The 24368-nt window shown below is 59.8% G+C and carries 17 protein-coding genes and 5 tRNA genes; 7 read left to right on the forward strand and 15 right to left on the reverse strand.

The genetic code is table 11. The features are described from left to right. Positions 1–62 precede the first annotated feature (62 nt). A complete protein-coding gene (tpx, locus tag BN1117_RS08900; RefSeq protein ID WP_040096657.1) occupies positions 63–563 on the reverse strand; it encodes a thiol peroxidase in 501 nt (166 codons plus the stop codon). A 184-nt stretch (positions 564–747) separates the two neighbouring features. On the opposite strand from tpx, the gene BN1117_RS08905 reads away from it, so the two are divergent. Continuing rightward, entirely contained in the window at positions 748–3171 is a 2424-nt protein-coding gene (locus tag BN1117_RS08905; protein WP_040096659.1) for a zinc/cadmium/mercury/lead-transporting ATPase, read from the forward strand. Positions 3172–3381: 210 nt separating this feature from the next. On the opposite strand, the gene pulA is transcribed toward BN1117_RS08905, so the two are convergent. Next, positions 3382–7419 carry a pullulanase-type alpha-1,6-glucosidase gene (pulA, locus tag BN1117_RS08910; RefSeq protein ID WP_156129935.1) on the reverse strand — a complete coding sequence of 1346 codons (4038 nt, stop codon included), beginning with the start codon at positions 7417–7419 and terminating at the stop codon, positions 3382–3384. Between the two features lie 262 nt (positions 7420–7681). Here pulA and BN1117_RS08915 point away from each other — a divergent pair, with 262 nt between their 5' ends. Beyond that, the gene (locus tag BN1117_RS08915) at positions 7682–8092 is read left to right on the forward strand and encodes a hypothetical protein (RefSeq protein ID WP_040096663.1); all 411 of its coding nucleotides are present in this window, start codon (positions 7682–7684) and stop codon (positions 8090–8092) included. A 750-nt stretch (positions 8093–8842) separates the two neighbouring features. On the opposite strand, the gene nhaC is transcribed toward BN1117_RS08915, so the two are convergent. After that, a complete protein-coding gene (gene nhaC / locus BN1117_RS08920) occupies positions 8843–10252 on the reverse strand; it encodes a Na+/H+ antiporter NhaC (protein ID WP_040096664.1) in 1410 nt (469 codons plus the stop codon). Positions 10253–10553: 301 nt separating this feature from the next. Between nhaC and BN1117_RS08925 the strand changes: the two genes are divergently transcribed. Beyond that, positions 10554–10763, forward strand: a complete 210-nt coding sequence (locus BN1117_RS08925; protein ID WP_040096666.1) for a hypothetical protein — start codon at positions 10554–10556, stop codon at positions 10761–10763. On the opposite strand, the gene BN1117_RS08930 is transcribed toward BN1117_RS08925, so the two are convergent. From BN1117_RS08930 to rsmC, 9 genes are all read right to left on the reverse strand, one after another. Next, positions 10758–11030 (reverse strand): late competence development ComFB family protein, encoded by a 273-nt coding sequence (locus tag BN1117_RS08930; RefSeq protein ID WP_040096667.1) that lies wholly within the window; start codon positions 11028–11030, stop codon positions 10758–10760. The genes BN1117_RS08925 and BN1117_RS08930 overlap by 6 nt on opposite strands. 109 nt (positions 11031–11139) lie before the next feature. Then, positions 11140–11225, reverse strand: a tRNA-Leu gene (locus tag BN1117_RS08935). A gap of 71 nt (positions 11226–11296) precedes the next feature. Then, positions 11297–11382 (reverse strand) — tRNA-Leu (locus tag BN1117_RS08940). A gap of 44 nt (positions 11383–11426) precedes the next feature. Then, positions 11427–11512 (reverse strand) — tRNA-Leu (locus BN1117_RS08945). 46 nt (positions 11513–11558) lie between these two features. Further along, positions 11559–11644, reverse strand: a tRNA-Leu gene (locus BN1117_RS08950). Between the two features lie 55 nt (positions 11645–11699). Further along, positions 11700–11785, reverse strand: a tRNA-Leu gene (locus BN1117_RS08955). A 128-nt stretch (positions 11786–11913) separates the two neighbouring features. Then, a complete protein-coding gene (gene glgA / locus BN1117_RS08960) occupies positions 11914–13374 on the reverse strand; it encodes a glycogen synthase GlgA (protein WP_040096669.1) in 1461 nt (486 codons plus the stop codon). Next, complete coding sequence (gene glgC, locus BN1117_RS08965) at positions 13364–14581, reverse strand: glucose-1-phosphate adenylyltransferase (RefSeq protein ID WP_040096671.1); 1218 nt, start codon at positions 14579–14581, stop codon at positions 13364–13366. Before glgC ends, glgA begins: the two co-directional genes overlap by 11 nt. Before the next feature lie 151 nt (positions 14582–14732). Further along, a complete protein-coding gene (gene rsmC, locus BN1117_RS08970) occupies positions 14733–15761 on the reverse strand; it encodes a 16S rRNA (guanine(1207)-N(2))-methyltransferase RsmC (protein WP_040096673.1) in 1029 nt (342 codons plus the stop codon). A 280-nt stretch (positions 15762–16041) separates the two neighbouring features. On the opposite strand from rsmC, the gene dapA reads away from it, so the two are divergent. Continuing rightward, positions 16042–16914, forward strand: a complete 873-nt coding sequence (dapA, locus tag BN1117_RS08975) for a 4-hydroxy-tetrahydrodipicolinate synthase (RefSeq protein WP_040096675.1) — start codon at positions 16042–16044, stop codon at positions 16912–16914. Positions 16915–16992: 78 nt separating this feature from the next. Here dapA and BN1117_RS08980 read toward each other — a convergent pair whose 3' ends face one another. Continuing rightward, positions 16993–17961 carry a CYTH domain-containing protein gene (locus BN1117_RS08980; protein WP_040096677.1) on the reverse strand — a complete coding sequence of 323 codons (969 nt, stop codon included), beginning with the start codon at positions 17959–17961 and terminating at the stop codon, positions 16993–16995. Positions 17962–18130: 169 nt separating this feature from the next. Here BN1117_RS08980 and BN1117_RS08985 point away from each other — a divergent pair, with 169 nt between their 5' ends. Then, positions 18131–18811, forward strand: a complete 681-nt coding sequence (locus tag BN1117_RS08985) for a TIGR00153 family protein (RefSeq protein WP_040096679.1) — start codon at positions 18131–18133, stop codon at positions 18809–18811. Positions 18812–18836: 25 nt separating this feature from the next. After that, positions 18837–20102 carry an inorganic phosphate transporter gene (locus BN1117_RS08990; protein WP_040096681.1) on the forward strand — a complete coding sequence of 422 codons (1266 nt, stop codon included), beginning with the start codon at positions 18837–18839 and terminating at the stop codon, positions 20100–20102. Between the two features lie 69 nt (positions 20103–20171). On the opposite strand, the gene BN1117_RS08995 is transcribed toward BN1117_RS08990, so the two are convergent. Continuing rightward, positions 20172–22628 (reverse strand): bifunctional aspartate kinase/homoserine dehydrogenase II, encoded by a 2457-nt coding sequence (locus tag BN1117_RS08995; protein WP_040096683.1) that lies wholly within the window; start codon positions 22626–22628, stop codon positions 20172–20174. Continuing rightward, positions 22628–23800 (reverse strand): cystathionine gamma-synthase, encoded by a 1173-nt coding sequence (metB, locus tag BN1117_RS09000; protein WP_040096684.1) that lies wholly within the window; start codon positions 23798–23800, stop codon positions 22628–22630. Before metB ends, BN1117_RS08995 begins: the two co-directional genes overlap by 1 nt. 205 nt (positions 23801–24005) lie before the next feature. On the opposite strand from metB, the gene metJ reads away from it, so the two are divergent. Beyond that, positions 24006–24329, forward strand: coding sequence for a met regulon transcriptional regulator MetJ (gene metJ, locus BN1117_RS09005; RefSeq protein ID WP_005340251.1), 324 nt, complete (start codon positions 24006–24008; stop codon positions 24327–24329). Positions 24330–24368 lie beyond the last annotated feature (39 nt).

Genomic DNA, 24368 nt, shown 5'->3' on the forward strand with positions numbered 1-24368 from the left:
CCACAAAATGCGAAGAACCTAAAAAAATCCCGCCGCAGCGGGATTTTTTATGGCTTGCAGCCTTACAGCACGGCCAGCGCCGCAGCGTAGTTCGGCTCGTCGGCCACTTCGGCGACCAGCTCGCTGTGCAGCACCTTGTTGTCACCATCCAGCACCACGATGGCGCGAGCGGTCAGACCGACCAGCGGACCGGAGGAGAAGGCAACGCCGTAATCTTCCATAAAGTCCGCACCGCGCAGGGTGGAGAGGGTCACTACCTTGTCCAGACCTTCGGCGCCGCAGAAGCGGGACTGGGCGAACGGCAGATCGGCGGAGATGCACAGCACGACAGTGTTCTCCAGCGCGCTGGCCTGCTCGTTGAACTTGCGCACAGAGGTCGCACAGGTCGGGGTATCGACGCTCGGGAAGATGTTCAGAATTTTGCGCTGACCGGCAAAGCTTGCCAGGGTCACGTCAGAGAGATCCTTGGCCACCAGGGAGAAGGGCTTGGCTTGCTCACCGGCGACCGGGAAGTGACCAGCGACGGAGACCGGGTTGCCTTGCAGAGTGACTGAGTTGCTCATGTGTTATGTCCTTTATTGGGGTAGTAAAAATCCGGGTGATCAGTATAGGGGCGGCGGGACCAGACAAACACCCGCGAAGGCAAGGGATATAAAGGGGTTGACCTTGGACTTAACACCAAGGTTTAGACTCCTTCTCAGTAATCAGGGATCTCGCAGGGGCGGGATCCATCAAGAGGGACTCATCATGAGCAAATCCTGCTGCAATCATCAGCACGCCGCCCCCATCAAGGCCGTCAGCAAGGCGGCCCCCGGCCAGAGTGAGCATCACCACGATAGCCACTGCTGCGACAACACCACGCCCGTCAGTGGCTGTTCAACCCAGACGCCTCATGAGCACGCATCCCGTGACGGCAATGAATCACCCGGGGATGAAGAGCCTCCCCGAGGAAGCTGCCACGATCAAGCGTGCTGCAGCGCCCCCTTATCGCCAGTTCACGAGCATGAGCACGATATGCCACCTGCCGACCCGCTGGTTGCGCCGGAGCAAGGCAACAGCCGCCACAGCTGGCAGGTGTTGGGGATGGATTGCCCCAGCTGCGCCCGCAAGATCGAGACCGCCGTCAGCCGGGTGAGCGGCGTACAACAGGCGCGCGTATTGTTTGCCACCGAGAAGCTGGTGGTGGATCTGGCCCCCGGCCTCTCACCCGATCCCGTCACCGCCGCCGTGCTGGCCGCCGGTTTCCAGCTCAAGGGGGCTCAGGCCAGCACAGCCCACACAATCACAAAGGAAGCAACACACCAAAGCTCGCTGCTGACCGCCCTGGGCAAATATTGGCAGCCCCTGTCACTGGCCAGTCTGATGCTGGTGGCGGCCCTGCTGCCGAAAGAGCTCGGTCAGCCACTCTTTACCCTGGCGACCTTGTGGGGGCTGTGGCCCATCTCCCGCAAGGCGTGGGCCTTGACCCAAAGCGGCTCCCCCTTCGCCATCGAGACCCTGATGACGGTGGCCGCCGTGGGGGCCCTGTTCCTCGGCGAAACCGCGGAAGCGGCCATGGTGCTGCTGCTCTTTATGCTGGGTGAACATCTGGAGGCCTACGCCGCCGGTCGCGCCCGCGCCGGGGTCACCGCCCTGATGGCGCTGGTGCCTGACAAGGCGCTGCGCATCCATACCACTGCCGAGGGGGAGGTGAGGGAAGAGGTCGCTGCCGATGAGCTGCGTCCTGGCGATATCATCGAAATCGCCCCGGGTGCCCGCCTGGCCGCAGATGCCCGCCTGCTCGATGAGCTCGGAGCCTTTGACGAGAGCGCCCTGACCGGTGAATCCATTCCGGTGGAACGCCGTCAGGGTGACAAGGTGCCGGCCGGCAGTCTGGCTGCCGATCGGGTACTGCGTCTTGAGGTGATATCGGAACCGGGCAACAACGCCATCGACCGCATTTTGCACCTTATCGAGGAGGCCGAAAGCCAGCGCGCCCCCATCGAGCGCTTTATCGACCGCTTCAGCCGCTGGTATACCCCGGCCATGATGCTGGTTGCCCTGCTGGTCGTCATTATCCCACCGCTCGCCTTCGGCCAGAGCTGGGACGAGTGGATCTATCGCGGGCTGGCGCTGCTGCTGATCGGTTGCCCCTGCGCGCTGGTCATCTCCACCCCGGCGGCGGTTACCTCGGCGCTGGCGGCAGCCACCCGTCAAGGGGCCCTGATCAAGGGTGGGGCTGCGCTGGAGCGACTGGCCCATATCGATACCGTTGCCTTTGACAAGACCGGCACCCTGACCCTGGGCAAGCCGCAACTGACCGAGCTGGTGAGCCTCAATGGCCAGCCGGAAGCCGACCTGCTGGCGCTGGCGGCTGCCATCGAGCAGGGCTCCCACCACCCGCTGGCCCGCGCCGTAGTCGCCAACGCGACCGAACAGGGGCTGACTCTGGCGGAGGCCCGCGACCTGCGCGCCCTGTCGGGCATGGGGGTTGAGGGACGCATCAACGGCGAACTGTGGCAACTGCTGGCACCGAGCCGGGTGGCGACCCTGAATGTGGAACAGCAAACCCGGATTGCTTCGCTGGAGCGGCAGGGCAAGACGGTGGTGGTGCTCTGCCAGAGCAGCGATGCTCAGGCGTTGCCGGTTGCCCTGCTGGCGCTGCGGGATCAGATCCGGCCGGAAGCTGCCACCGCGCTGCAAGCACTCCATCAGCTTGGGCTCAACAGCATCATGTTAACCGGTGACAACCCCAATGCCGCCGAGGCGATCGCCACCGAGCTGGGCATGGGCTGGCGCGCCGGTCTGCTGCCGGAAAACAAGGTAGAAGAGATCGCCAAGCTGGCCAGCACCCGGAAGGTTGCCATGATCGGCGACGGCATCAACGATGCCCCCGCCATGAAGCGGGCCAGTATCGGCATCGCCATGGGGGGAGGTACCGACGTGGCACTGGAGACCGCCGATGCGGCGCTGACCCACAACCAGCTCGGCGGTATTGCCGCGATGATCCGGTTGTCGCGGGCGGCACTGGCCAATATTCACCAGAATATCGCGCTGGCACTGGGGCTGAAGGCCATCTTCCTGGTCACCAGCCTGCTCGGTATTACCGGCCTGTGGATTGCGGTGCTGGCCGATACCGGCGCCACCGCTCTGGTGACCGCCAACGCCTTGCGGCTGCTGCGCAAGCGTTAAGCCAGCCAATGGTATCCCAGCCAAAAGCCGTCCCCCAACCGGGACGGCTTTTCTTTTTCCTCTCATTTCTCTCACGGCAACCCGTAAAAGAAAAAGCGCGTCTGCCGGTCGGCAGTCGCGCTTTGTTTACTCTCTCGGAGTTATCCCACCCTTGGCAAGGTGGAATTCAACCCGGGGGCGCCGAGCCATCCCCAGGGCTCAATGGCTTGCTTACTTGACGCTGCACTCCTGAATGACGGCAGTACCTGCCTTGACGCCAGCCGGGTCAACCTTCACCAGCACACTCCACAGCCCCTGCGGCAGGGTGATGCTGTTATTGGCACTGCCACCCTTGGAGAAGGCGAACGAATAGCCGGTTTCAGCGTTCACCGCGCCCCCACCGTTGAGCAGGTACTCCTTGCTCCAGTCCTCGTTGGCCACCTTGAACTCGGTGCTGCCAGCGTAGTTGAACGCCGCCTGATAGATGGCGAGATCGCCGTCCATCCCCTTGTAGCTCAGCTGGTACTGAGGTTGAGCTCCCCAATCGGAAAGCGAGCCCTTGACGAACAGGTTGTAGCCGAGCGGGTTGCCCGCCACTGTCTCCAGCACCTTGCAGCTCTGCACCGGCTCGGTATAGCTGACGCTCAGGGTGGGCTTGTCCTTGTTCATGGCGGTAAAGACAAACTTGTAGCTGCCTGCCTTGGCCAGATCGACACCGATATTGCCGGTTTCTCCCCCCTTGCAAAGGGTCAGCGGGGTACCAACCACCAGCTTGTCACCCGGGTTACAGCTGCCGTAGTTGACCGGCCCCCAGCTGGCATCGGCGATCTTCACCTCGGTCGCACCGAGTTGGTCGGCCGCCACATCGCTGCTGAACACATACATGAAGTTACTGCTGAAGGTCATCTGGTTGACGTCGCCCCACTCACCGAGGAAGCCTTTCAGATAGAGAACGGTATCAGCAAAGGGGGGAACCGTGCTCAGGTCTATCTTCTTGCTCACCGGCAGGCCCGCGCCCTGTGCACCAGACTGCGGCTTGACGAACACTGCCACCGACCAGGCACCCAGCGTCAGCTGGCCGTTGTCATAGGCGGCGCCGCTGGCGATGCTGTCGACTGCGCGATGCTTGTTGCTAAGCACCATATCGCTCAGATCGATCGGCTGATCATTGCCGTCACGGAAGTTCCCGATGCGCTGGCTCTGGTTGCTGGCGTTGATCATCACCACCAGACCGTCGATGGCCGGATCCAGATCCGCACCGGCGCCGACCCCGTCATCCACGCTCATCACGATAAGACCCGGGATCTGCTCAGGACCGGTGTTGCGGAAGTCGACCCGCTTGATCACCTCGGCACCGCTGCCCAGACGCAGCAAACGGGAGGATTGACGTAGCTCGGCCAGCTCCTGATAGAAGCTCACCATCTGCGCCATCTCGGCTGAGCCCGGCTTGGCGTGCTTGCCAAGTACCTGCTCGATCAGCGGATAGTTGTCGCCATCCTTGTCCTGCCGCGGCAACCCCTTGTCGAAGTTGTTGTCGCCCAGGGTATAGTCGACCTTGTTGTACCAGTCACCAGAGTCGTAGCTGTCCCGCTCCATGGATTTGGAACGCAGCAGCTCGACACCGGCGTGGGTGAAGGGAACGCCCTGCCCCAGCATGGCGGTGGCGAGCGATACCCCCTGCATCCGCACCAGATCGGCGCCTGACGGAGCCTTATAGATCAGGTTGTCGAACAGGGTCTGGTTGTCGTGCTTGTCGACATAGTTCTGGATCTCGGTCGGATCCTGGGCATAGCCTGCCGGCTGACCGTTGTAGTCGATGTCGGCCCCTTTCTTCGGCATGCCATCCTTGTCGGTCAGCACGAAATCCTTGAGGTTGCCAGCCATGCCGAGGCGCACCAGGTCGGACTGGTGCAGGGCAGTGGCGCGATCAACACCATCCAGCTCGTTGGCATCCACCAGGGCGCCGTTGCCGAAGCCCTGAGCCTTGCGGATGGTGTCGCCACCGTCGAACGGACTGCCACCACGCACTGCGTCCCGCAGCCGGTCGGAGAAGGAGCCGATGCCGGTACCGGCCAGATGCTTCTGGGTTGCCTGCACGAAGCGCTTGTCATCGGCAACCTCGCCGAAGTTCCACCCCTCGCCGTAGAAGTACATGTCCGGGTTGACCTGCTTCACCGCGGCCAGCGCCTGCAGCATCTGATCTTTTGGATGATGCCCCATCAGATCGAAGCGGAAGGCGTCGATCTTGTAGTCGCGGGCCCAGGTCACCAGCGAGTCATTGATCAGCTTGGCGAACATGGCATGTTCCGGCGCCGTGTTGGAGCAGCAGGTAGAGTTCTCGACCGAACCGGTCTCCGGATTGAGGCGCTGGTAGTACCAGGGCACTATCTTGTCGAGCACCGACTTGGGCCCCAGGCCCGCCTCGTTGGTGTGGTTGTAGACCACGTCCATCACCACGTTCATGCCGATGTTCTGCTTGATGGCCTTGACCATTTCGCGGAACTCCAGAATGCGCTGGTTGCCCTCGGCGTTGGTGGCGTAGGAGCCTTCCGGTGCCGTGTAATGGTAGGGGTCATAGCCCCAGTTGAAGGAGTCGACGCCGCGCAGATAGCCATAAAGCGCCTGCACTTGCGGGTTCCCCTTGCTGTCGTCCCCTTGCAGGTCGCCGAGCACGGCCTCGATGGTCTGACCGCTGCTGCAGTAGCCGCCAAATTTGGATGTTTTCACATCCGGATTGACCTGACAGAGCTTGCTGAAGTCATCGCCGATATTGGCCACCTTGGCCGGATCCTCGTTGACGGTGGCGATGTCGAATACCGGCAGCAGGTGCAGGTGGCTGACGCCGCTCTTGGCCAGGGATTTCAGATGGGTGACGGGCACGCTGTCGCTGTCGGTCAGGCCGAGGAACTTGCCGCGATGCTCGGGGGTCGTGGATTCATCGTTGCCGGTCAGATCGCGGACATGGGCCTCATAGATGGTGATATCGGCCGGGTTCTGCTGGCTATGGGGGGCCTTGAGCTCATCCCATCCGGCTGGCTTGAGGGCCGGATCGTCAAGATCCACCACCTGGCTGTACTCGGAGTTCATCGCCAGGCTCAGGGAGTAGGGGTCGGTCACCTGATAAGATTCCAGCTTGCGGCTGACCGGGTGGTAGACCTCTATGTCATAGCGGTAGTATTTGCCCACCAGCTCGCTGCCGCCCTGTACGCTCCAGCTGCCGCTGGCCTCGTCCAGGGTCATGGTGCGTTCGCCGAGTGACTTGTGTTGCTCGTCGAACAGCGCCAGCTTGACCGACTTGGCGGTCGGCGCCCACAGCCGGAAGGTGACATTGCCTCCCTCAACGATGGCGCCATAGCTCAGCTTGGTTGCCTCCGCTGCATACAGGGCGTCGAGTGCGCCGGCGCTCTGTACCAGGGTCGCCCCTTGGAGGAGACCGTCGGCATCGGTGCCGATGGCCACCAACTCCCCCTTGAGCAGAGGCTTGAGATCTTTACCGGCAGGCAGGGCGAAGGCGGCGACATCCTTCAGATGCGGGTATTTGGCCTGCTGCTCGGCAGTCAGACTGGTCGCGGTCAGGCTGATATAGGGGAAATCGAACACCCCTTCCGCATTGGCCTTGATGGTGCCCGAGTCGGTGTAATAGAGACGAACATGGGGCTTGTCCTTGCCCCCTTGCCAGATCAGGGTGTTGCCGTCGATCAGATGAGCACTGGCGCCCGCCACGCCGAAGGCGGCGGTAAAGGCTTCCGCCCGGCTGCCGAAAATCTCGTTCTTGCCGGCAACGATGGCTACGGTGCGATCCGGGTGTTCGCTGAAGATCACCTTCATATCGCTGCCGGTCAGGTTGGCCAGATCGCCATTACGGGCGATAAAGTTGATGCATCCTTCCAGCTTGGCCAGAGGAACCACCCAGGCAGGCCCGAACCCATCGGCAGCGGCCGGGCTGTTGACCTTGTCGTCCCAGCTGGCGTTGAGTCCGCCCTCGGCAGTGGCATTGCAGGCATCATTGTTCCAAAGATGCAGACTGTGGCTGGCGAAGGGACCGGTGACCCCGCGGGCCGCACCGGTCTGGGTATCCACCAGTGCGATGACCACCTGATTGTCGCCAGCAACCAGCAACTCTTTCGGAGGGTCCATCTTGGGCAGACGGGCGACAGGTCCATCAGAAGGTTCAGGTGTAGAAGTCGATGTGCTGTTGTCATTGCAGCCGGACAAAAGCGCGAGCAGTGAGGCTGTTACCAGCGCCACCTTGGTCTTTTTCATATCCATTTTTTTATAATTCCCGCTGTAGTTAGTCTCGATATCCGAGTACCCGGTCATTGCCGAGCGGTGCCATATTAATCAGCCGGAATCGTTGCAAATGTGAGCGGAAGGGCAAAAAAGTTAACAGCTTTCAACAAGATAACGTTTTCATAACGAAAATCGGATCGGGCTCACAGACCTCAAGGCCATTTGGCCTCATATCTGGAAAACGGCCGTCACGGGGTCAGAAAATCAATGTCTGATCAAGTGGATAGACAAGGAGTAAACCATGAAACGGATTGAAGAGCAGGCGAGACGACTGGATCAGGAGTATCAGGCGATCGGGCTGCTGTTCGACCAGTTCTGCCAGCAAGCTGGCGCTTTGGCCGAACAGTATCACTTCTTCAACTGGCCCGATTATGAAGACTCGCCCCCGCTGAGCCGCGCCTTCACCCTGCTGGGGGAGGCTCGCGAACTGCGGCTTCGCTGCCAGCCCGGTGAGCGCTCCGCCCTCCATGGCCTGATCCAGGTGGTCTCGGAGGATGGCACCATCGAGGCCAGCCTCGGCTTTCGCGCTGATGGCCAGCTGCTGCTGGAGTCCGGCAAGTTGCTGGATAACCCGCCCGGGCTGCTGCTCAAGCTGCTGCTCGGCGCTGTGTGGCAACACAAGCCCCAAGAGGAAATAACAGGGCAACAGTAGTGACATCAAGTGGCCAGCGGCCTGTTTTTTATGGAAATCTCCCCAGCATCTGCTGGGGATTTTTTGAACTTCCCTTTCATTGAGTGATCTGAACCTTTCATCACCCTCCATCCAGGTTGTTACATGCCAATCCCTCAAACAATGCGCTTGGCCAATGGCCAGGTTGGCCATACCGGGTGTTGCTGTTCGGGCTGCACGAGAGCAAGGGGTGGTGAACTTGGCTGCCCCACAAATCTGGAGCCGCCCTGTCAGCAAACAACGGCACAGCCGATGACAGGTCACTCGGTTCTATCAGGAGAACGAGAGTTAAGAGTGAGAGCAGGCCGTCAACATGCTCACCACCCGGCTTGACAGATCCATGGCCAAGTTCTTCCTGGCCTTTTCGCGGTGTGGCCATTGTGGTTGTGATTGTGATTAGTCAAAGAGGTGCTTGCGGTGCAGCGATAAAGCGGTGCCGGGATGCCGGGGATACAGAGGATACAGAGTTGGACACTGTGGTTGCCGAAGGTGGGGCAGAGGGCGCGGCCGGATCAAGCCCCCGTGAGGGCGTGGGCGTATAAGAGCCAGGCGATATGGGGGCGAGAAGGATACCCAGCGAACTGGGCATGTCTCGGTAGCTGCATGATGGGAGGGCTGGTTTCGGTTACCGACCAGACCCTCCTTGAAGGCTATGAACTGGCACTCTCTCTTGAGTGCCCAGAGTTGTGGCCAAGAGAGCGCCTTGATGGCGCTCTGGTTTTTGCGGAGGGCTTAGCGGGAGCTTGCAGCCGCGACCAGCGGGATCCGGTTCACTGCCTTGCCCATGTAGGCGAGGGTGATGGTGACTATGATGCAGGTGAAACTCAGCCACATGTAGGGCAGGTAGTCGAGGGTTGCGACTCCCAGCACCCCGGCCATGAAGATACCGTTATCGCTCCAGGGCACCATGCCGCAGGTGAGGGTGCCGCCGAACTCGGCGTTGCGAGAGAGGTTCTTGCGCGCCAATCCCAGCCGGTCGTAGTTCTTGGCCATGATCTTGGGGGTCAGGATCAGCGACACATACATAGCCGAGCCAAACACGTTGGCCAGAAACGCGGTGGCGATGGTGTGGCTGGTCAGGCTGCCGACGCTGTTGATACGTTTCTCGAAGGCGCTGGCAATGACCGAGAGAATACCGACCTTCTCCAGCAGGCCGCCAAAGCCGAGACCGAAGATGATGACTGCGACCGAGCCCAGCATGGACTCCATGCCGCCACGGCCGAGAATGTTGTCGATAAAGTCGATGCCGGAAGTGATGGCAAACGGGCTGTATGCCGAGTGCATCGCTTTGACCGGATCCATATCCTGAAAGGCAATAGCCCATACCAGGCCCAGCAGAGCGCCGAAGCTAATCACCGGGAAGGCGGGCTTGCGGTTGGCCAGCAGGCCCAGTACCAGCACCACCGGCACTATGGCCAGCGGGGTGATGTTGAACTGCTGGTCGAGGGCCTCCATCACCAGATTGACCTGCTCCAGGCTAACGTTGCCCGAGTACTGCATCCCCACCACGGTGAACAGTACGGCGGTAATGATATAGGAGAGCAGGCTGATGGGCAGCATCCCCTTGATATGCTCTACCACGTCGACGTTGGACATGGTCGAGGCCAATACCACGGAATCAGAAAGTGGAGAGAGCTTGTCGCCGAAGTAGACCCCGGAGAGCACGGCGCCGGCAACCAATGGCGCAGGGACGCCGAGGCTGTGGCCGATCCCCATCATGGCGATACCGGCGGTTGCGGCAGAGCCCCAGGAGGTGCCGGTGGCCAGCGAGGTCAGCGAACAGATGATCAGGGTCGCTAGCAGAAAGATGGACGGATGGATCACCTTGAGGCCGAAGTAGATGATGCTGGGAACGATGCCGCCAGCAATCCAGGTGCCGACCAGGGCGCCGACGGAGACCAGGATCAGGATCGCCCCCATCCCCTTGGCGACGCCGTCAACGGCTGCCTGCTCCAGGGATTTGTAATCGTGGCCAAGCTTGATGCCAAGTCCCATGATGACGAACCAGGCGATGAACAGCGCCAGCTGGATCGGCAGGTCGAGTACGCTGGTGAATGAGAATGCCAAGGCCAGGAAAATGGCCAGACAGGCAAACACCTGTGCCATGCCCGGTAGTCGGATGTGGTGTGGTTGGTTTTGCATAGATACTTCCTAAACTCTTGCTCGCCAAGGTCACTCCCTCTCGTCCTGTGGATAGTGCTATCCCGAGGGGGCAACCCAAAAAGAGGCCGCAATCTACCACAAACCCAGCGGGTTAAAGCCCCATCAAATGGGCAAAAATGCACATTTGATTGAAAAAATCACAAATTAGTTGATCTCATAACCTGTTTTTGAGCGCCCTGTTGACAGCTGGGGGAGCATTCGAGGCTGGCGCGCGAGGCGACTTGCACTCCCATTAAGTGAATATGATAATCATTACCATTTGCTGCTTGGGGAGAAAACAATGCGCTGGATATTGCGGGGGACTATGTTGCTGGTGGCTTTGGCCGTACTTGCCTGGGGTCAGGATAAAGAGTACGGCACCTGGAGTGCCGGTTTTCTGCTGGCTGCCTGGTTGATGTTGGAGCCCGGTTTGCGACCCGCCTTGATCTTGCTGCCAGTAGCCGGTTTGACCGGTATCGTCACCCTGCTCTGGCAGCAGCCCTGGTCATGAGCTTTTGATGGGAGCCTGCTCGATCTTTTGTAGTGCTTGTTTCAGAGAAGTGATGACCAACGTCTCCATTTCGGTGCGTTTGGCATCGGTCAGGAAGTAGATCATGTCGACATCGTGGCGAATATAGTGGGAAGGGAGCTGGTTGAGGGTTAGACAGCAGAGATCGGCCATCTGATCGCTGGTGAGTTGCTGTTGCAGCCCCTGCTTCTCAATCTCCTTGAGCACCAGATGTTCATAAAAGTTGTGAATGTCGGTATCCAGTATCATATGCGTTCCTTGGCATGGCGATGAGCGGGGATTCGTCAAAAGCATAGCCATAACAAGGAGTAAAAACAAAAGGCCCGTCACTTTCGTGATGGGCCTTTTGCGTAATGAATGGTGCGAAGAGAGGGACTCGAACCCTCACATCCGTGGGACACTAACACCTGAAGCTAGCGCGTCTACCAATTCCGCCACCTTCGCACACTGATTTTCTCCAGCTGGTTTTTAAATGCGGTTGGAGCGCATTGCTCTGTGTTTACATGTCAGAATCATGGTGCGAAGAGAGGGACTCGAACCCTCACACCCGGGGGGCACTAACACCTGAAGCTAGCGCGTCTACCAATTCCGCCACCTTCGCACATCGGGTTATCAGTCTGGATTTACATGCTGTCTGATAAAGCATGGTGCGAAGAGAGGGACTCGAACCCTCACACCCGGGGGGCACTAACACCTGAAGCTAGCGCGTCTACCAATTCCGCCACCTTCGCACATTCGGGTTATCAGTCTGGATTTACATGCTGTCTGATAAAAGCATGGTGCGAAGAGAGGGACTCGAACCCTCACACCCGGGGGGCACTAACACCTGAAGCTAGCGCGTCTACCAATTCCGCCACCTTCGCACATCGGGTTATCAGTCTGGATTTACATGCTGTCTGATAAAAGCATCTTGCAGTATGGTGCGAAGAGAGGGACTCGAACCCTCACATCCGTGGGACACTAACACCTGAAGCTAGCGCGTCTACCAATTCCGCCACCTTCGCATCACTGCGGAGGGGGATTCTATAGAGTTTTGGGGGAGCGTCAACAGCCAAAGGGGACTTTTTTCGCTGTTGACACCCAAAGTGGCACCAAGGGTACAAAACTTCAGCAATTAGCTGACGCTAGGGGTTCAGTAACGGCCTAATGCGCTTTGATACATCTGTTCATACTGGGTGACCGAGTCAGGCCAGTTGAAGCGGGTGCTCATGGCATTGCGCTGCACCTTGGCAAAATGCGCCTTATCCTGCAGGAAGTGGAGCAGGCTACGGCGCATGGTATCGAGCAGTATGGCCGAGGTAGGATTGTTGAAACAGAAGCCGGTGGCATGTTCGGGATCTGCATCCCAATCCACAACTGTGTCTTTCAGGCCGCCCACCGCGCGCACCAGTGGCAGGGTGCCATAGGCCAGGCTGTACATCTGGTTGAGACCACAAGGCTCAAACAGTGAGGGCATCAGGAAGAAGTCGGCACCGGCTTCGACCAGATGTGCCAGTCGATCGTCATAGGTGTTGATGAAGGCGAGTTTGCCCGGATAATCCCGGGCCATAGTCTGCAGTTGCGTGGCGAGCGTCGGATCGCCAGAGCCAACGATCACCACTTGCACCTGATGGTGGAGGAACTTCTCCAGCGCAGGGAGCAGCAGGGGGACGCCCTTCTGCTCGGTCAGGCGGCAAACCATGCCGTAGATGGGCAGGTCTGCCACGGCCAGCCCCGCTTCCTGCTGCAGGCTTTGCTTGCAGACCTGTTTGCCAGCCATATTGTTGATGCTGTAGGTCGCAGGCAGGAATTCGTCGAACTCCGGATCCCAGTCCTTGTAGTCGCAGCCGTTGAGGATGCCGCAGAGATCTGCCGCCCGTTGCTGGAAGATATGCGCCATACCGTGAGCACCGAGATGAGTCAGCAGCTCCTGGGCATAGTTGGGGCTCACCGCATTGATCTTGTCGGCGTAGAGAACCCCGCATTTGAGCAGATTGACGTGGCCGTAGTCGTAGTTGATGCGGCGCTCATAGTCGGCAATTTCTGGCATGGCCCAGAACTGCTCTCGGCCAAACACCCCCTGAAACGCCGCGTTGTGAATGGTGATAACGCTGCGGGTTTGCTGGAAGAAGGGGTTGTGGGCGTGACGGGTTTTCAGCAGCAGCGGCAGCAGGCCTGTGTGCCAGTCATTGCAGTGGGCGATATCCGGGGCAAAGCCGAGCTGCTCGCAGGCATGGAGGGCCGCTGCCGAGAAAAAGGCAAAGCGCTCGCCGTTGTCCGGATAGGCCTGATTATTCTCGGCGTAGAGCTGGGGACGATCGAAGTATTGTGGGCAGTCGAGCAGATATACGCAGACGCCATCCATTTCCATCTGGTAGATGCGATAACCAATATCCGGTAGCCCCGGATGGGTTGGTAACCAGCGTGACGCCACCAGTCTGGCCTCATCCCGTCGCTTTATGGTCTTGTAGCAGGGCAGCATGATCCTGACATCATGTCCCTTCTGGGCCAGGTACATCGGCAGGGCTCTGGCAACATCGGCCAGGCCCCCGGTCTTGACCAGCCCCTCAACTTCCGAGGCAACAAACAGGATTTTCAGTGGGTTAATAGCCAACTCTTGCTCCCTTAGGTACCACCACGATACCGCCTTCCGACACGGTAAATCGTTCTCTATCGTGGGCCAGATTCTCACCGATAACGGTGCCGGGCGCAATTTCAACATTTTTATCTATGATCGCGCGTCTGATGGAGCAGCCTTCACCAATCTTCACATCCCCCAGCAGCACGGATTCACTGATATGGCTGCTCGTGCCGATATTGCAGCGAAAACCCAGGATGGAACGCTGGATCTGGCTGCCCTGAATGAAGCAACCGGCAGAGATCAGGGAGTTGGCAATTTTTACCTTGCACTCGTCGCTGTCGATAAAGGTGGCGGGCGGCAGTGCCGGATAGTGGGTGTGCAGGGGCCACTTGCGGTTATAGAGGGAGAAGGGGGGATTGTCGGCCACCAGGTCCATGTGCGCTTGCCAATAAGAGTCGAGGGTGCCCACATCCCGCCAGTAGACGTGCGGTTTCTCGCCGGGGATGACGTTGGTGCTGTAGTCATAGACATAGACGGGCGCGCGCGGGTAGAGGCTCGGGATCACATCCTTGCCAAAGTCGTGGCTGGAGCTCTCCTCGGCAGCATCCCGCTTCAGCTCGCGGTAGAGGGCATCGGTCTCGAAGATGTAGTTGCCCATCGAGACGAGCGCCTGGGTCGGATCGCCGGGGATATGCTTGGGCTGTTTCGGTTTTTCCTGAAAACCGATCATCCGCCCTTCGGTATCCACCTCGATCACCCCGAATGCACTGGCCTCTTCGATGGGCATGCGCAAGGCGGCGACCGTCATGGCGGCGTTCTTCTGCTTGTGGAAAGCCACCATCTGGCTCACATCCATCTTGTAGATGTGGTCGGAGCCGAAGATGCAGACGTGATCCGGTTCGGCCCGCTCGATAAAACCGAGGTTCTGGTAGATGGCGTCGGCGGTGCCGTCATACCAGCGTTTGCCCATCCGCATCTGGGCCGGAATGGGGTCGATGAAACGGTCGGTGATCCCGACGATATTCCACCCCTTCTTCATGTGCAGGTAGAGGGACTGGGATTTGAATTGGGTCAGTACATAGATGCGCAGAAAGTCGGCGTTGACGAAGTTGTTGAGGACAAAGTCGATCAGCCGGTAGCTACCACCAAAGGGGACGGAAGGCTTGCTGCGGGTGGTGGTAAGAGGCTGCAGGCGAGTACCTTCGCCACCAGCTAGGATCATGGTCAAAATGCCTGCCATCGTATTTCTCTCCCTGAATCAACAACATGAAAAGGTTTTCAGCGCTTGGGATAAAAACACCCCTAAAGGGGTGGTTTTTATCGTGCTATTAGTACCTTATCAGATACCGGATGGCGCTCTCTAGCTGTTTTATTGTGCTGCTTACACTTATTTACACTTTGCTCAGATAGACCTTGAATTTGGCATCACTGCTGATCACTTCAGTCCGTTTGAAGCGTGTCTCCAGTATAGGCTGATAGCGCAAGAAGGCGTTGGCAACAATGGTCAATGAGCCATTTGGCAGCAAAAATTCCGGCGCCTTGGCCAGGAACTGCTCGGTCGCCGCATAAAAGGTTTTGAGACCCGCATGGAATGGCGGATTGGAGACGATGTGCTGGAAGCGGGTGGCGACATCCGAATAGACATCGGAGGCGGTGACCTTGCCCTGTAGACCATTGATTGCCAGGGTGCGGCGGCTCGATTCGAGCGCCAGCGCGCTGATATCCACCATATTGACCCGCAGATCAGGATTGCGCTTGGCCAGCACAGACCCAATCACCCCGGCACCGCAGCCGAAATCGAGCAGTTCGCCCTTCATCGGCGGTACGGCGGCCAGCAGCATCTGGCTGCCGAGATCAAGCTCGGCGGCGCTGAAGACGCCGGGCAGCGCCAGCACGGTCAGCTCGGTATCGCCAGCCTTGCACTGATAGCGGCCAAACCAGCTATCCAGATCGAACGGGGCGACCGGTTTGCAGAGCTCGCCATGATAGAGAGAGCAGCGGCGGGCCGAGTCACGCTTGACCGGCTTATTGCTGTATGGTGCCAGCAGCTTGTCGGCGCCATTGATGCCGCCGCGGTTTTCACCGGCCAGGAACAGATCGGCTCCCGCTTCCAACAAGGGGGTCATCATGGCCAGCAGATATTGTGCCTCGGCCTTGGCCTTGGGCATCAGCAGCAGCAGGGCATCGAAGCGGGGGGCACCACCGAGCTGGTGGTCGAACAGGATGGCCTCGCCGAGGGCGGCCTGCTGGCTGCGGTAGTAGCAGTAATCGGTGGTAAAGACGGTCAGGGTCTGGACCAGGCTCGCCAGCTGGCGGGGGTAGTCATCCTCCAGCGCGCCACAGACAAGTAGCCGCTTGCCGACAAAGAGGGCTTGGTTTCGTTCCAGCATCTGGCTGACGGCACTGATTGGGCTGCTCATCGGGTCTCTCCACGCAATTTTGGGCGGCCATTATACATAGCCCCTTTCGCCTTGACATTTATGCTGTGTTCCCGAAAGATGCCAAGACACCATTTTTTGACCAGAGATGACGAAATGCGGTTCAACGGGTTGAAACGAAAGCACAAAAAAAGCCTGACATTCGGGCCTGCCGACGTTCGCGCGTAACCTCTCATCCCTGAGAAGCTTCAAACCCCGGTTGCGCAGATCGTACCGGGGTTTTTTATTGCCATATGCGCGTCATTTAGGAGAAGGAGATCCCATGTTTCAAGGTTCAATCGTTGCGTTGATCACCCCGTTTCGACAGGGAAAGCTGGATGAAGAGGCGCTGCTGCGTCTGGTGGAGTGGCATATCGAACAGGGTACTCACGGCATTGTGCCGGTGGGCACCACGGGTGAAAGCCCGACCCTGACCCATGACGAGCACTGCCGGGTGGTGGAGCTGGTGGTCAAGCAGGTGGCGGGGCGTATTCCGGTGATTGCCGGGGCCGGTTCCAACAATCCGGTCGAAGCCATCGAATATACCCTCCATGCCGAGCGGGTTGGCGCCGATGCCACTCTGCATGTGGCCGGTTACTACAACCGTCCCAATCAGGAGGGGCTTTACCACCACTTCAAGGCCGTCCACGACGCCACCGCCAAGCCGATCATTGTCTACAACATTCCGCCGCGGGCCATCGTTGACGTGCAACCCGCGACCCTGGCCCGTCTGGCCGAACTGCCGCGCATTGCCGGGGTGAAAGATGCCACCGGCGACTTGGCGCGTCCCTGGACCGAACGCCAGCTGATCAACAAGCCCTTTGCCTGGCTCTCCGGGGAAGATGCCACTGCCGTGGCCTACAACATCGGCGGCGGTCAGGGCTGTATCTCGGTGACCGCCAACGTGGCCCCCAAACTGGTAGCCGAGGTGCAGAACCTGACCCTGGCGGGCAAGTGGCAAGCGGCGCGTGAGCTGCAAGACCGGCTGATTCCGCTTCATCAGGCAATGTTTGCCGAGCCGAGCCCGGCTGGTGCCAAGTATGCAGCCTCTCTGCTCGGTTTCTGTAGCGAGGAGTGCCGCCTGCCGGTGATGCCGCTGTCGGAAACGACCCGCGAGCGCATTCGCAGCGCCATGCAGCAGCTCAACCTGCTGTAATGCAAAACGGGTGAGCCAAGGCTCACCCGTTTTGTCTCCGGCTTTTGTTTCTAGTCTTTATTTACGACATCGCCCCACTCAGGCTGCGTGATGCAGCCAGGCGGCGATAGCCAGCTGCAACTCGACATACGCCGGATAGAGGAAGAGATCGGCAAGCTCGGCAGGCCACTCGTCATGCTCGCCCGACCGGGCTTGCAGATGGGCTTGCAGGTTGGTCAGGGCGGGTAGCCAGAGCGCTGGTTGTGGCAGTGTGGCTGCACTGCGGGCGACCAGATCGATTCCTTGGCACAGGGCCGCGAGTGCCTGCTGTTGAATATTTTCATTCTGCGGATGCTCCAGCCAGAGCTGCTCGTGATGCTGCCAGTGACGCAGCCCCTCGCTTATCCCCGTTATGCCATCCATACCTTCATGCCCGACCAGCGCCTGCAGGGCCAGCGGTTTGCCAAGGCCAGCCAGTCGATAGCCGCGCTGGGCCTTGGATTGGGCGCCAAGGCGCAGCCCGCCGATCCTGGCGAGGCGTCGGGCCAGTGCAAACAGTGCCGTGGTAGCACCGGATTTTAGCTCCAGTTCCAGCTCGTTGATGGTAGTGCTGCCCTGAGTGCCGATAATCTCGCCCTGATCCCAGGCCAGTTCAATCTCGGCCCCCTCGAAGGCGATCAGCCAGTGGCGGCGCAGGAAGTCGGTGCGAAACTGGGCGACCAGTTGCAGTTGAATGTGGTCGCGCTCGGTCAGGCTCGGCCAGATCTCATCAGGAAAGGCCGAGAGAGTCGGCAGCTCGCCGCTCACCGGGACATTGTATTCCGGTCTGGCGTGCAGGCCGCCCACCACCTGGCCGCGGCATTTGATGGTCTGTTCGGCGAAGGCATCGCAGCGGCGGATCCGCAAACCCATCTCCAGTTGGCGCAGGGCCAGGGTCGGCGTATCGAAATAGACGTTGCCGAGCTGCTGTTGTGATGACTCATTAATCTCGAGAGAATTCAGCAGGTTGGATAACGTGGCTTGGATCTCGCTGGCGACAAAAAACTTTATCTCGATCTCAGTTTGCATACTATTTCCGGACTGGCTGGCAACTTTGGAGGGCAGGGTACGGGTCGCGGGGATATAATGCCCGCGAGACGATTAGATTAATTCGCGGTTTAATTGAGTGCGCAGTTCGGTTATCCTGCGCGCCTCATAAAATCGTATCGAGTGTTTTTTCACCGACACAGGTTTGGCCATGCCAGTAAATACTATTTTGGGGCTTTTTGCCAAGTCCCCCATCAAGCCGCTGCAGAAGCACATCGTGAAGGTTCACCAATGCTCCCAGCAGTTGATCCCTTTCTTTGATGCCGTTGCTGAAGAGCGCTGGGAAGATGCCGAGAAGATCCGGCAGCAGATCGCCCAGCTGGAAAAAGAGGCGGATATCCTCAAGCGTGAAATCCGTCTGAAACTGCCTCGCGGGCTGTTCCTGCCGGTTGCCCGCACCGACCTGCTGGAGCTGTTGACCCAGCAAGACAAGATTGCCAACCGTGCCAAGGATATCTCCGGCCGCATGCTTGGTCGTCGCATGGAGTTCCCCACCGAAATGCGGGCGGATTTCATGGCTTATCTCAAACGTTGTATTGATGCGACCGCTCAGGCCGAGAAAGCGATCGGGGAGCTCGACGAGCTGCTCGAAACCGGCTTCAAAGGACGGGAAGTGGAAATGGTTGCCGAGATGATCCACCAGCTGGATCTTATCGAGGACGATACAGACACCATGCAGATCGGTCTGCGCCAACAGCTGCAAGCGGTTGAGCAGAAATACAATCCGATCGATGTGATGTTCCTTTACAAGATCCTCGAATGGGTAGGTGACCTGGCTGATCAGGCCGAGCGCGTAGGCGCCCGTCTTGAGCTGATGCTGGCTCGTTCGTAATCGACTGACTGGGTAAACACTATCAATGGACATTATCGCGAATTACGGCACCACCCTGGTGCTCGTGGCGGCCTTGTTCGGCTTTTTAATGGCCTGGGGCATTGGTGCAAACGACGTGGCCAACGCCATGGGCACATCGGTCGGTACCAAATCCCTGACCATCCGTCAGGCGATCATCATCGCCATGATCTTCGAATTTGCCGGTGCCTATCTGGCCGGCGGCGAAGTGACGGCCACCATTCGTAACGGCATCATCGACAGCAACGCCTTTGTCGACAGCCCGGATCTGCTGGTGCTGGGTATGATCGCCTCCCTGCTGGCGGCGGGGGCATGGTTGATCCTCGCCTCCTACTTCGGCTGGCCCGTCTCTACCACTCACTCCATCATTGGTGCCATCGTTGGCTTCGCGGTGGTGAGCATTGGGCCGGAAGCGGTGCAATGGAGCAAGTTTGGCGGTATCGTCGGCTCCTGGGTCGTGACGCCAGCTATCTCGGGTATCATCGCCTACTTCATGTTCATCAGCGTGCAGAAGCTTATCTTCAATACCGATGACCCGCTGAACAACGCCAAGCGCTATGTGCCCTTTTACATGTTTCTGACCTCGCTGGTCATCTGTCTGGTGACCATCAAGAAAGGGCTGACCCACGTTGGTCTGCATCTGACCAATGGTGAAGGCATTCTGCTCTCTGTGGCTATCTCTATCGCAGTGGCGTTTGCCGGCTGGCTTTACATTCGCGGTCAGCAGTACAACCCGCAGGACGACAGCAAGATGCACTTCGCCAACGTGGAGAAGGTGTTCGGCATCCTGATGGTGATCACCGCCTGTGCCATGGCGTTTGCTCACGGCTCCAACGATGTGGCTAACGCGATTGGTCCGCTCTCTGCGGTTGCTTCTATCGTTGCCTCTGGTGGCGAGATTGCCGGTCAGGCATCCATTGCCTGGTGGATCTTGCCGCTCGGCGGTATCGGTATCGTGATCGGTCTGGCGACCATGGGCGAGAAGGTGATGGCGACGGTCGGTACCGGCATCACTCACCTGACCCCGAGTCGTGGTTTTGCTGCCCAGCTGGCGACTGCCGCGACCGTGGTAATCGCTTCCGGTACCGGTCTGCCTATCTCCACCACCCAGACCCTGGTCGGTGCTGTGATGGGTGTCGGTCTGGCGCGCGGTATTGCGGCGCTGAATCTGGGGGTACTGCGCAACATCGTGGTCTCCTGGATCATCACCCTGCCTGCCGGTGCCATCCTGGCTATCGCCATCTTCTACGTGCTGCAGGCCTGCTTCTCCTAATCGAAGCGGCGCTCAGCAAAAAGCCCGAGTCATTGACTCGGGCTTTTTTATTGTCGCTATTTCCTGTGCTTAGAGGGATGCACAGATCTGCCACAGATCGTACTGGATAGCGGCAGCCGTCACTTCCCGGCCCGCCCCCGGCCCCTGGATCACCAGCGGGTTGGTGCGGTAGCTGTCGCTCTCGATGGCGAAGATGTTGTCGCACGGCAAGAGGTTGGCAAACGGGTGATGGGGCTCCAGCGCCTCCAGTCCGACCCGCGCCTTGCCGTCATGCTCAAAGCGGGCGACGTAGCGCAGTACCTTGCCGAGGCGCTTTGCCCCTTCGAAGGCGGTCTGGATCGGGCCATCCAGCTCTTTCAGGCGATCCATAAACTGATCGGCTGTCACCTTGCGCAGCGGAACGGGCACCAGATTCTCCAGCTCGATATCGGCGGAGTCGAGCTCGAAGCCCGCCTCCCGCGCCAGAATAAGCAGCTTGCGCCGCACATCCTGACCGGAGAGATCCTCGCGGGGATCCGGCTCGGTCAGACCGTGCTGCCACGCCTCGTCCACCAGTTCGGAGAAGGGGCGGCTGCCGTCATACTGCTGGAACAGCCAGGAGAGGGTGCCGGAGAAGATGCCGGAGACCCCCTGAATACGGTCGCCGCTCTGGCGCAGCATCTGGATGCTGGACTGGATCGGCAACCCGGCGCCCACGGTAGCGTTGTAGCGCCACTGCACCTGATGGTCGCGGCAGGTTTGCTTGATCCGCTGGTAGAACTCGCTGTCAGCAGCACCGGCAAACTTGTTGGCGGCGATGATATGGATGCCGAGCTGGGCAAAATCCGGGTAGTAACGGCTCACGGTTTCGCTGGCGGTCATGTCCAACGCAATCAGCGCATCGAAGCCGTGCTGCTCAAGCTGGGAGAGCAACTCGGGCCAGATCAGCGGACTGGGATTGAAGTTGTCCTGCACCTTGAGCGGGTCCAGCCCCTCTTCATCCAGCAGGCCCCCTTCCGAACCGAACACCCCGTAGAGGGTAAGCGCCAGATTGAGTTCATGTTCCAGCCGTGCTTTTTCCCGGGCGTAGAGGCTTAGCCAATGGCCGCCGATATTGCCCTTGCCGAACAGCACCAGACCGACCCGGGTCGGGCGGCTGAACAGGGCGCTGTGCAGGGCGATGAGCAGCGGCTCCAGCACCACCTGACGCAGTACAGCCACCAGACTCAGGCCATCTCTGGCCACCTGTACGAACTCCAGCGGCTGATCCGCCAGCAACTGATAGAAGCGGTGACACTGCTCGGCGTTGTCGGTGACACCGGCGCCGACCAGCGCTACCAGACTGTACCCCTCTTTCTGAATGAGGCCGGTGAAGCTCCCTTGCAGCTGGAAGTCGCGCAGCAGCTCGAAGGCGCCTTGTGCGACTTCGAGGGTGTAGGCGAGGCGCAGGATCCTGCGATCCGGCTGGCGCTGCAGGGTGAGCGGGTTGAGACGGTGACGGGCCAGATGAGCCTCTATGGTGGCCACCGTCTGCTCGTAGTTGGTTTGCGGCAGCACCTTCAGCTCGATGAGGGCGATCTGATCCACCGAGGAGACGATGCGGGCACCGCCGGAGCGGGGGGCGCGGCGCAAAATGTGGGTGCAGCCCTCATCCGGGTTGTAGCTGCAGCGCAGGGTGAGGCGCTGGCGGCTGTCGGTCACAGGTTGCAGGGTGCGCGAGTGCAATACCGAGGAGCCGAGGCGGGCCAGCTCGTTCGCTTCGGCGAGGCTCAGGCGCTCCAGCAGGCGTGCCTCCTTCACCCGGCGCGGGTCGGCACTGTAGACCCCGGCCACGTCGCTCCAGATGGTGGTGGATTCGCCGTCCGCCAGCAGCGCCAACAGGCTGGCGCTGTAGTCGGAGCCATTGCGACCGAGCAGCAGGGAGCGTCCCTCCATGTCGGCGGCGATAAAGCCGGTTACCACGATGCGACCGGCATGTTCGGCCAGCCTCGCCTTGAGCAGTTCGCTGGAGAGGGCAATATCCACCTTGACCAGAGCGCCATCCTCGGCGCGCAGGAAACTGCGGGCATCGAGCCAGATAGCCTTGTCGCCGCGGCTGGTGAGCAGGGCCGCCAGCAGGCGCGCCGACCACACTTCGCCAAAAGCGAGCAGGCCGTTGCGGGCGAAGCGGTCAAACTGCCCCTCCAGCGTTTTGGCGATCAGCTGCATGTCATCGGCCAGCTGCTTGCTTAGCTCGAGCTGCAGTTCACCCTCCAGCAGGCCATCGATCAGGCTCTGCTGATAGGCCTGCAGGGCAGAGATGGCTTCACCGGCGGCTGCGTCCCCCGCTTCGGCCAGCTCCACCAGCTGGATCAGCCGGTTGGTGGTCTTGCCAGCGGCGGAGACCACGATCAGTTCATCCCCGCCCACCTGTTGTTCAACGATGCTGGCGACCCGGCGATAACAGACCGGATCCGCCAGACTGCTGCCACCGAATTTGTGGACGTGACGTCGCTTCAATCCTGCTTCTGCTGCCACCGCGATCTCTCCTTGTTGCTGCTGTTCCATTACTTCGCTACCTGCTCTGCCTGCTGTACCTGTTCAAAAGCCTGAGCCAGATCGGCCACCAGGTCTTCACTGTGTTCAATACCGACCGACAACCGCAGCAGCTGGGGGCTGATGCCCGCTGCCTGCTGCGCCGCCGGGGTCATGGCCCTGTGGGTCATGCTGGCCGGATGGGCCACCAGACTCTCCACCCCGCCGAGGGACTCGGCTACCGAAAAGAGGGTGAGGGCCGCCAGGAAGGCGCGAATACCCGCCTCGCTGCAATCGAGCTCAAAACTTAACATGGCGCCGAAGCCGGACTGTTGACGGCGCGCAATATCATGGCCCGGATGGCTCGGCAGACTGGGGTGATAGATGCGTTTCACCAGCGGTTGTTGTTGCAGGAAGGCGAGGATGCGATCTGTGTTCTCCTGATGGGTGCGCAATCTGGGAGCCAGAGTGCGCAGGCCGCGCAGGGTAAGGTAGGAGTCAAACGCCCCGGAGGTGAGCCCCAGACAGTTGGCCCACCACACCAGCGACTCGGCCAGTGCGGCCTCCTTGGCAATCGCCACCCCGCCCACCACATCGGAGTGACCGTTGATGTACTTGGTGGTGGAGTGCACCACCACGTCGGCACCGAGGGCCAGGGGTTGTTGCAGCAGGGGGGAGAGGAAGGTGTTGTCCACCACCACCTGTGCCCCTACCTCGTGGGCGGCGCTGGCGATGGCACTGATATCCACCACCCGCAGCAACGGGTTGGAAGGGGTCTCGACCCATACTAGCGCAGGCTGTTGCGCCAGTGCGGCGGCCAGTGCCGCCTCATCCCCCTGATCGACAAACTGCACCCGGTAGTGGCCTTTGGCCGCCAGATACTCGAACAGGCGCCAGGTGCCGCCGTAGCAGTCGTGTGGGGCGATCAGCAGATCCCCCGCCTTGAGCAGGGCGGTGGTGACCAGATGGATAGCCCCCATGCCGGTGCCGGTGACCACGGCGCCAGCGCCCCCTTCCAGCGCCGCCAGCGCATCCGCCAGATGGGTGCGGGTCGGATTGCCGGAGCGGGCATAATCGTATTGACGGGGCTCGCCAAAGTCGGCAAAGGTGTAGTTGCTGGAGAGGTAGATGGGGGGCACCACGGCACCGTGCTGCTGGTCTGTCTCAATCCCGGTGCGTACTGCCTGGGTGGCCTTGTGGGTCATATCACTCTCCTTAATGTCTCTTCACACGTTGGCATCTTGCTACCAGGCGCTAGCCCGCCATTGCGGGCTCATGGTTAACCACACTACGCCAGCTTAAAAAAGCCGTCAACACTTCCAGACGTCTAAATGGCTTTGCTGTTGGATTGCCATTAATTTCCTTAAGGGTTAAAATCCGCGCTCACGGCCAAACGAGAACAGGTGAATCATGGGTACAGAGTGGAACGGCGACTACGTCAGCCCCTACGCGGAACACGGTAAGAAGAGTGAACAGGTCAAGAAGATTACCGTCTCGATCCCGCTCAAGGTGTTGAAAGTGTTGACTGATGAGCGCACCCGTCGCCAGGTGAACAACCTGCGTCATGCGACCAACAGCGAGCTGCTCTGTGAAGCCTTCCTGCACGCTTTCACCGGCCAGCCGCTTCCTTGCGACGAAGACTTGCGCAAGGATCAACCGGACAGTGTCCCGGCCGAAGCGCGCGCCATCATGGAAGCGCTGGGCAAAGAGATCGAAGATTTCGACAAAGAGTAAGCGATTTACCATGCACAAGAGGCGACCCCGGGGTCGCCT

Source organism: Aeromonas australiensis (genome assembly GCF_000819725.1).
GTDB classification, from domain to species: Bacteria; Pseudomonadota; Gammaproteobacteria; order Enterobacterales; family Aeromonadaceae; genus Aeromonas; species Aeromonas australiensis.

Coding starts and splice junctions, on each gene's coding strand:
- BN1117_RS08990 (WP_040096681.1), top strand. CDS start 18,837: ATGGACATTATCGCGAATTACGGCACCACCCTGGTGCTCGTGGCGGCC.
- BN1117_RS08915 (WP_040096663.1), top strand. CDS start 7,682: ATGAAACGGATTGAAGAGCAGGCGAGACGACTGGATCAGGAGTATCAG.
- BN1117_RS08980 (WP_040096677.1), bottom strand. CDS start 17,961: ATGCAAACTGAGATCGAGATAAAGTTTTTTGTCGCCAGCGAGATCCAA.
- dapA (WP_040096675.1), top strand. CDS start 16,042: ATGTTTCAAGGTTCAATCGTTGCGTTGATCACCCCGTTTCGACAGGGA.
- BN1117_RS08995 (WP_040096683.1), bottom strand. CDS start 22,628: ATGGAACAGCAGCAACAAGGAGAGATCGCGGTGGCAGCAGAAGCAGGA.
- metJ (WP_005340251.1), top strand. CDS start 24,006: ATGGGTACAGAGTGGAACGGCGACTACGTCAGCCCCTACGCGGAACAC.
- BN1117_RS08905 (WP_040096659.1), top strand. CDS start 748: ATGAGCAAATCCTGCTGCAATCATCAGCACGCCGCCCCCATCAAGGCC.
- BN1117_RS08925 (WP_040096666.1), top strand. CDS start 10,554: ATGCGCTGGATATTGCGGGGGACTATGTTGCTGGTGGCTTTGGCCGTA.
- tpx (WP_040096657.1), bottom strand. CDS start 563: ATGAGCAACTCAGTCACTCTGCAAGGCAACCCGGTCTCCGTCGCTGGT.
- rsmC (WP_040096673.1), bottom strand. CDS start 15,761: ATGAGCAGCCCAATCAGTGCCGTCAGCCAGATGCTGGAACGAAACCAA.
- pulA (WP_156129935.1), bottom strand. CDS start 7,419: ATGGATATGAAAAAGACCAAGGTGGCGCTGGTAACAGCCTCACTGCTC.
- glgC (WP_040096671.1), bottom strand. CDS start 14,581: ATGGCAGGCATTTTGACCATGATCCTAGCTGGTGGCGAAGGTACTCGC.
- BN1117_RS08985 (WP_040096679.1), top strand. CDS start 18,131: ATGCCAGTAAATACTATTTTGGGGCTTTTTGCCAAGTCCCCCATCAAG.
- metB (WP_040096684.1), bottom strand. CDS start 23,800: ATGACCCACAAGGCCACCCAGGCAGTACGCACCGGGATTGAGACAGAC.
- nhaC (WP_040096664.1), bottom strand. CDS start 10,252: ATGCAAAACCAACCACACCACATCCGACTACCGGGCATGGCACAGGTG.
- BN1117_RS08930 (WP_040096667.1), bottom strand. CDS start 11,030: ATGATACTGGATACCGACATTCACAACTTTTATGAACATCTGGTGCTC.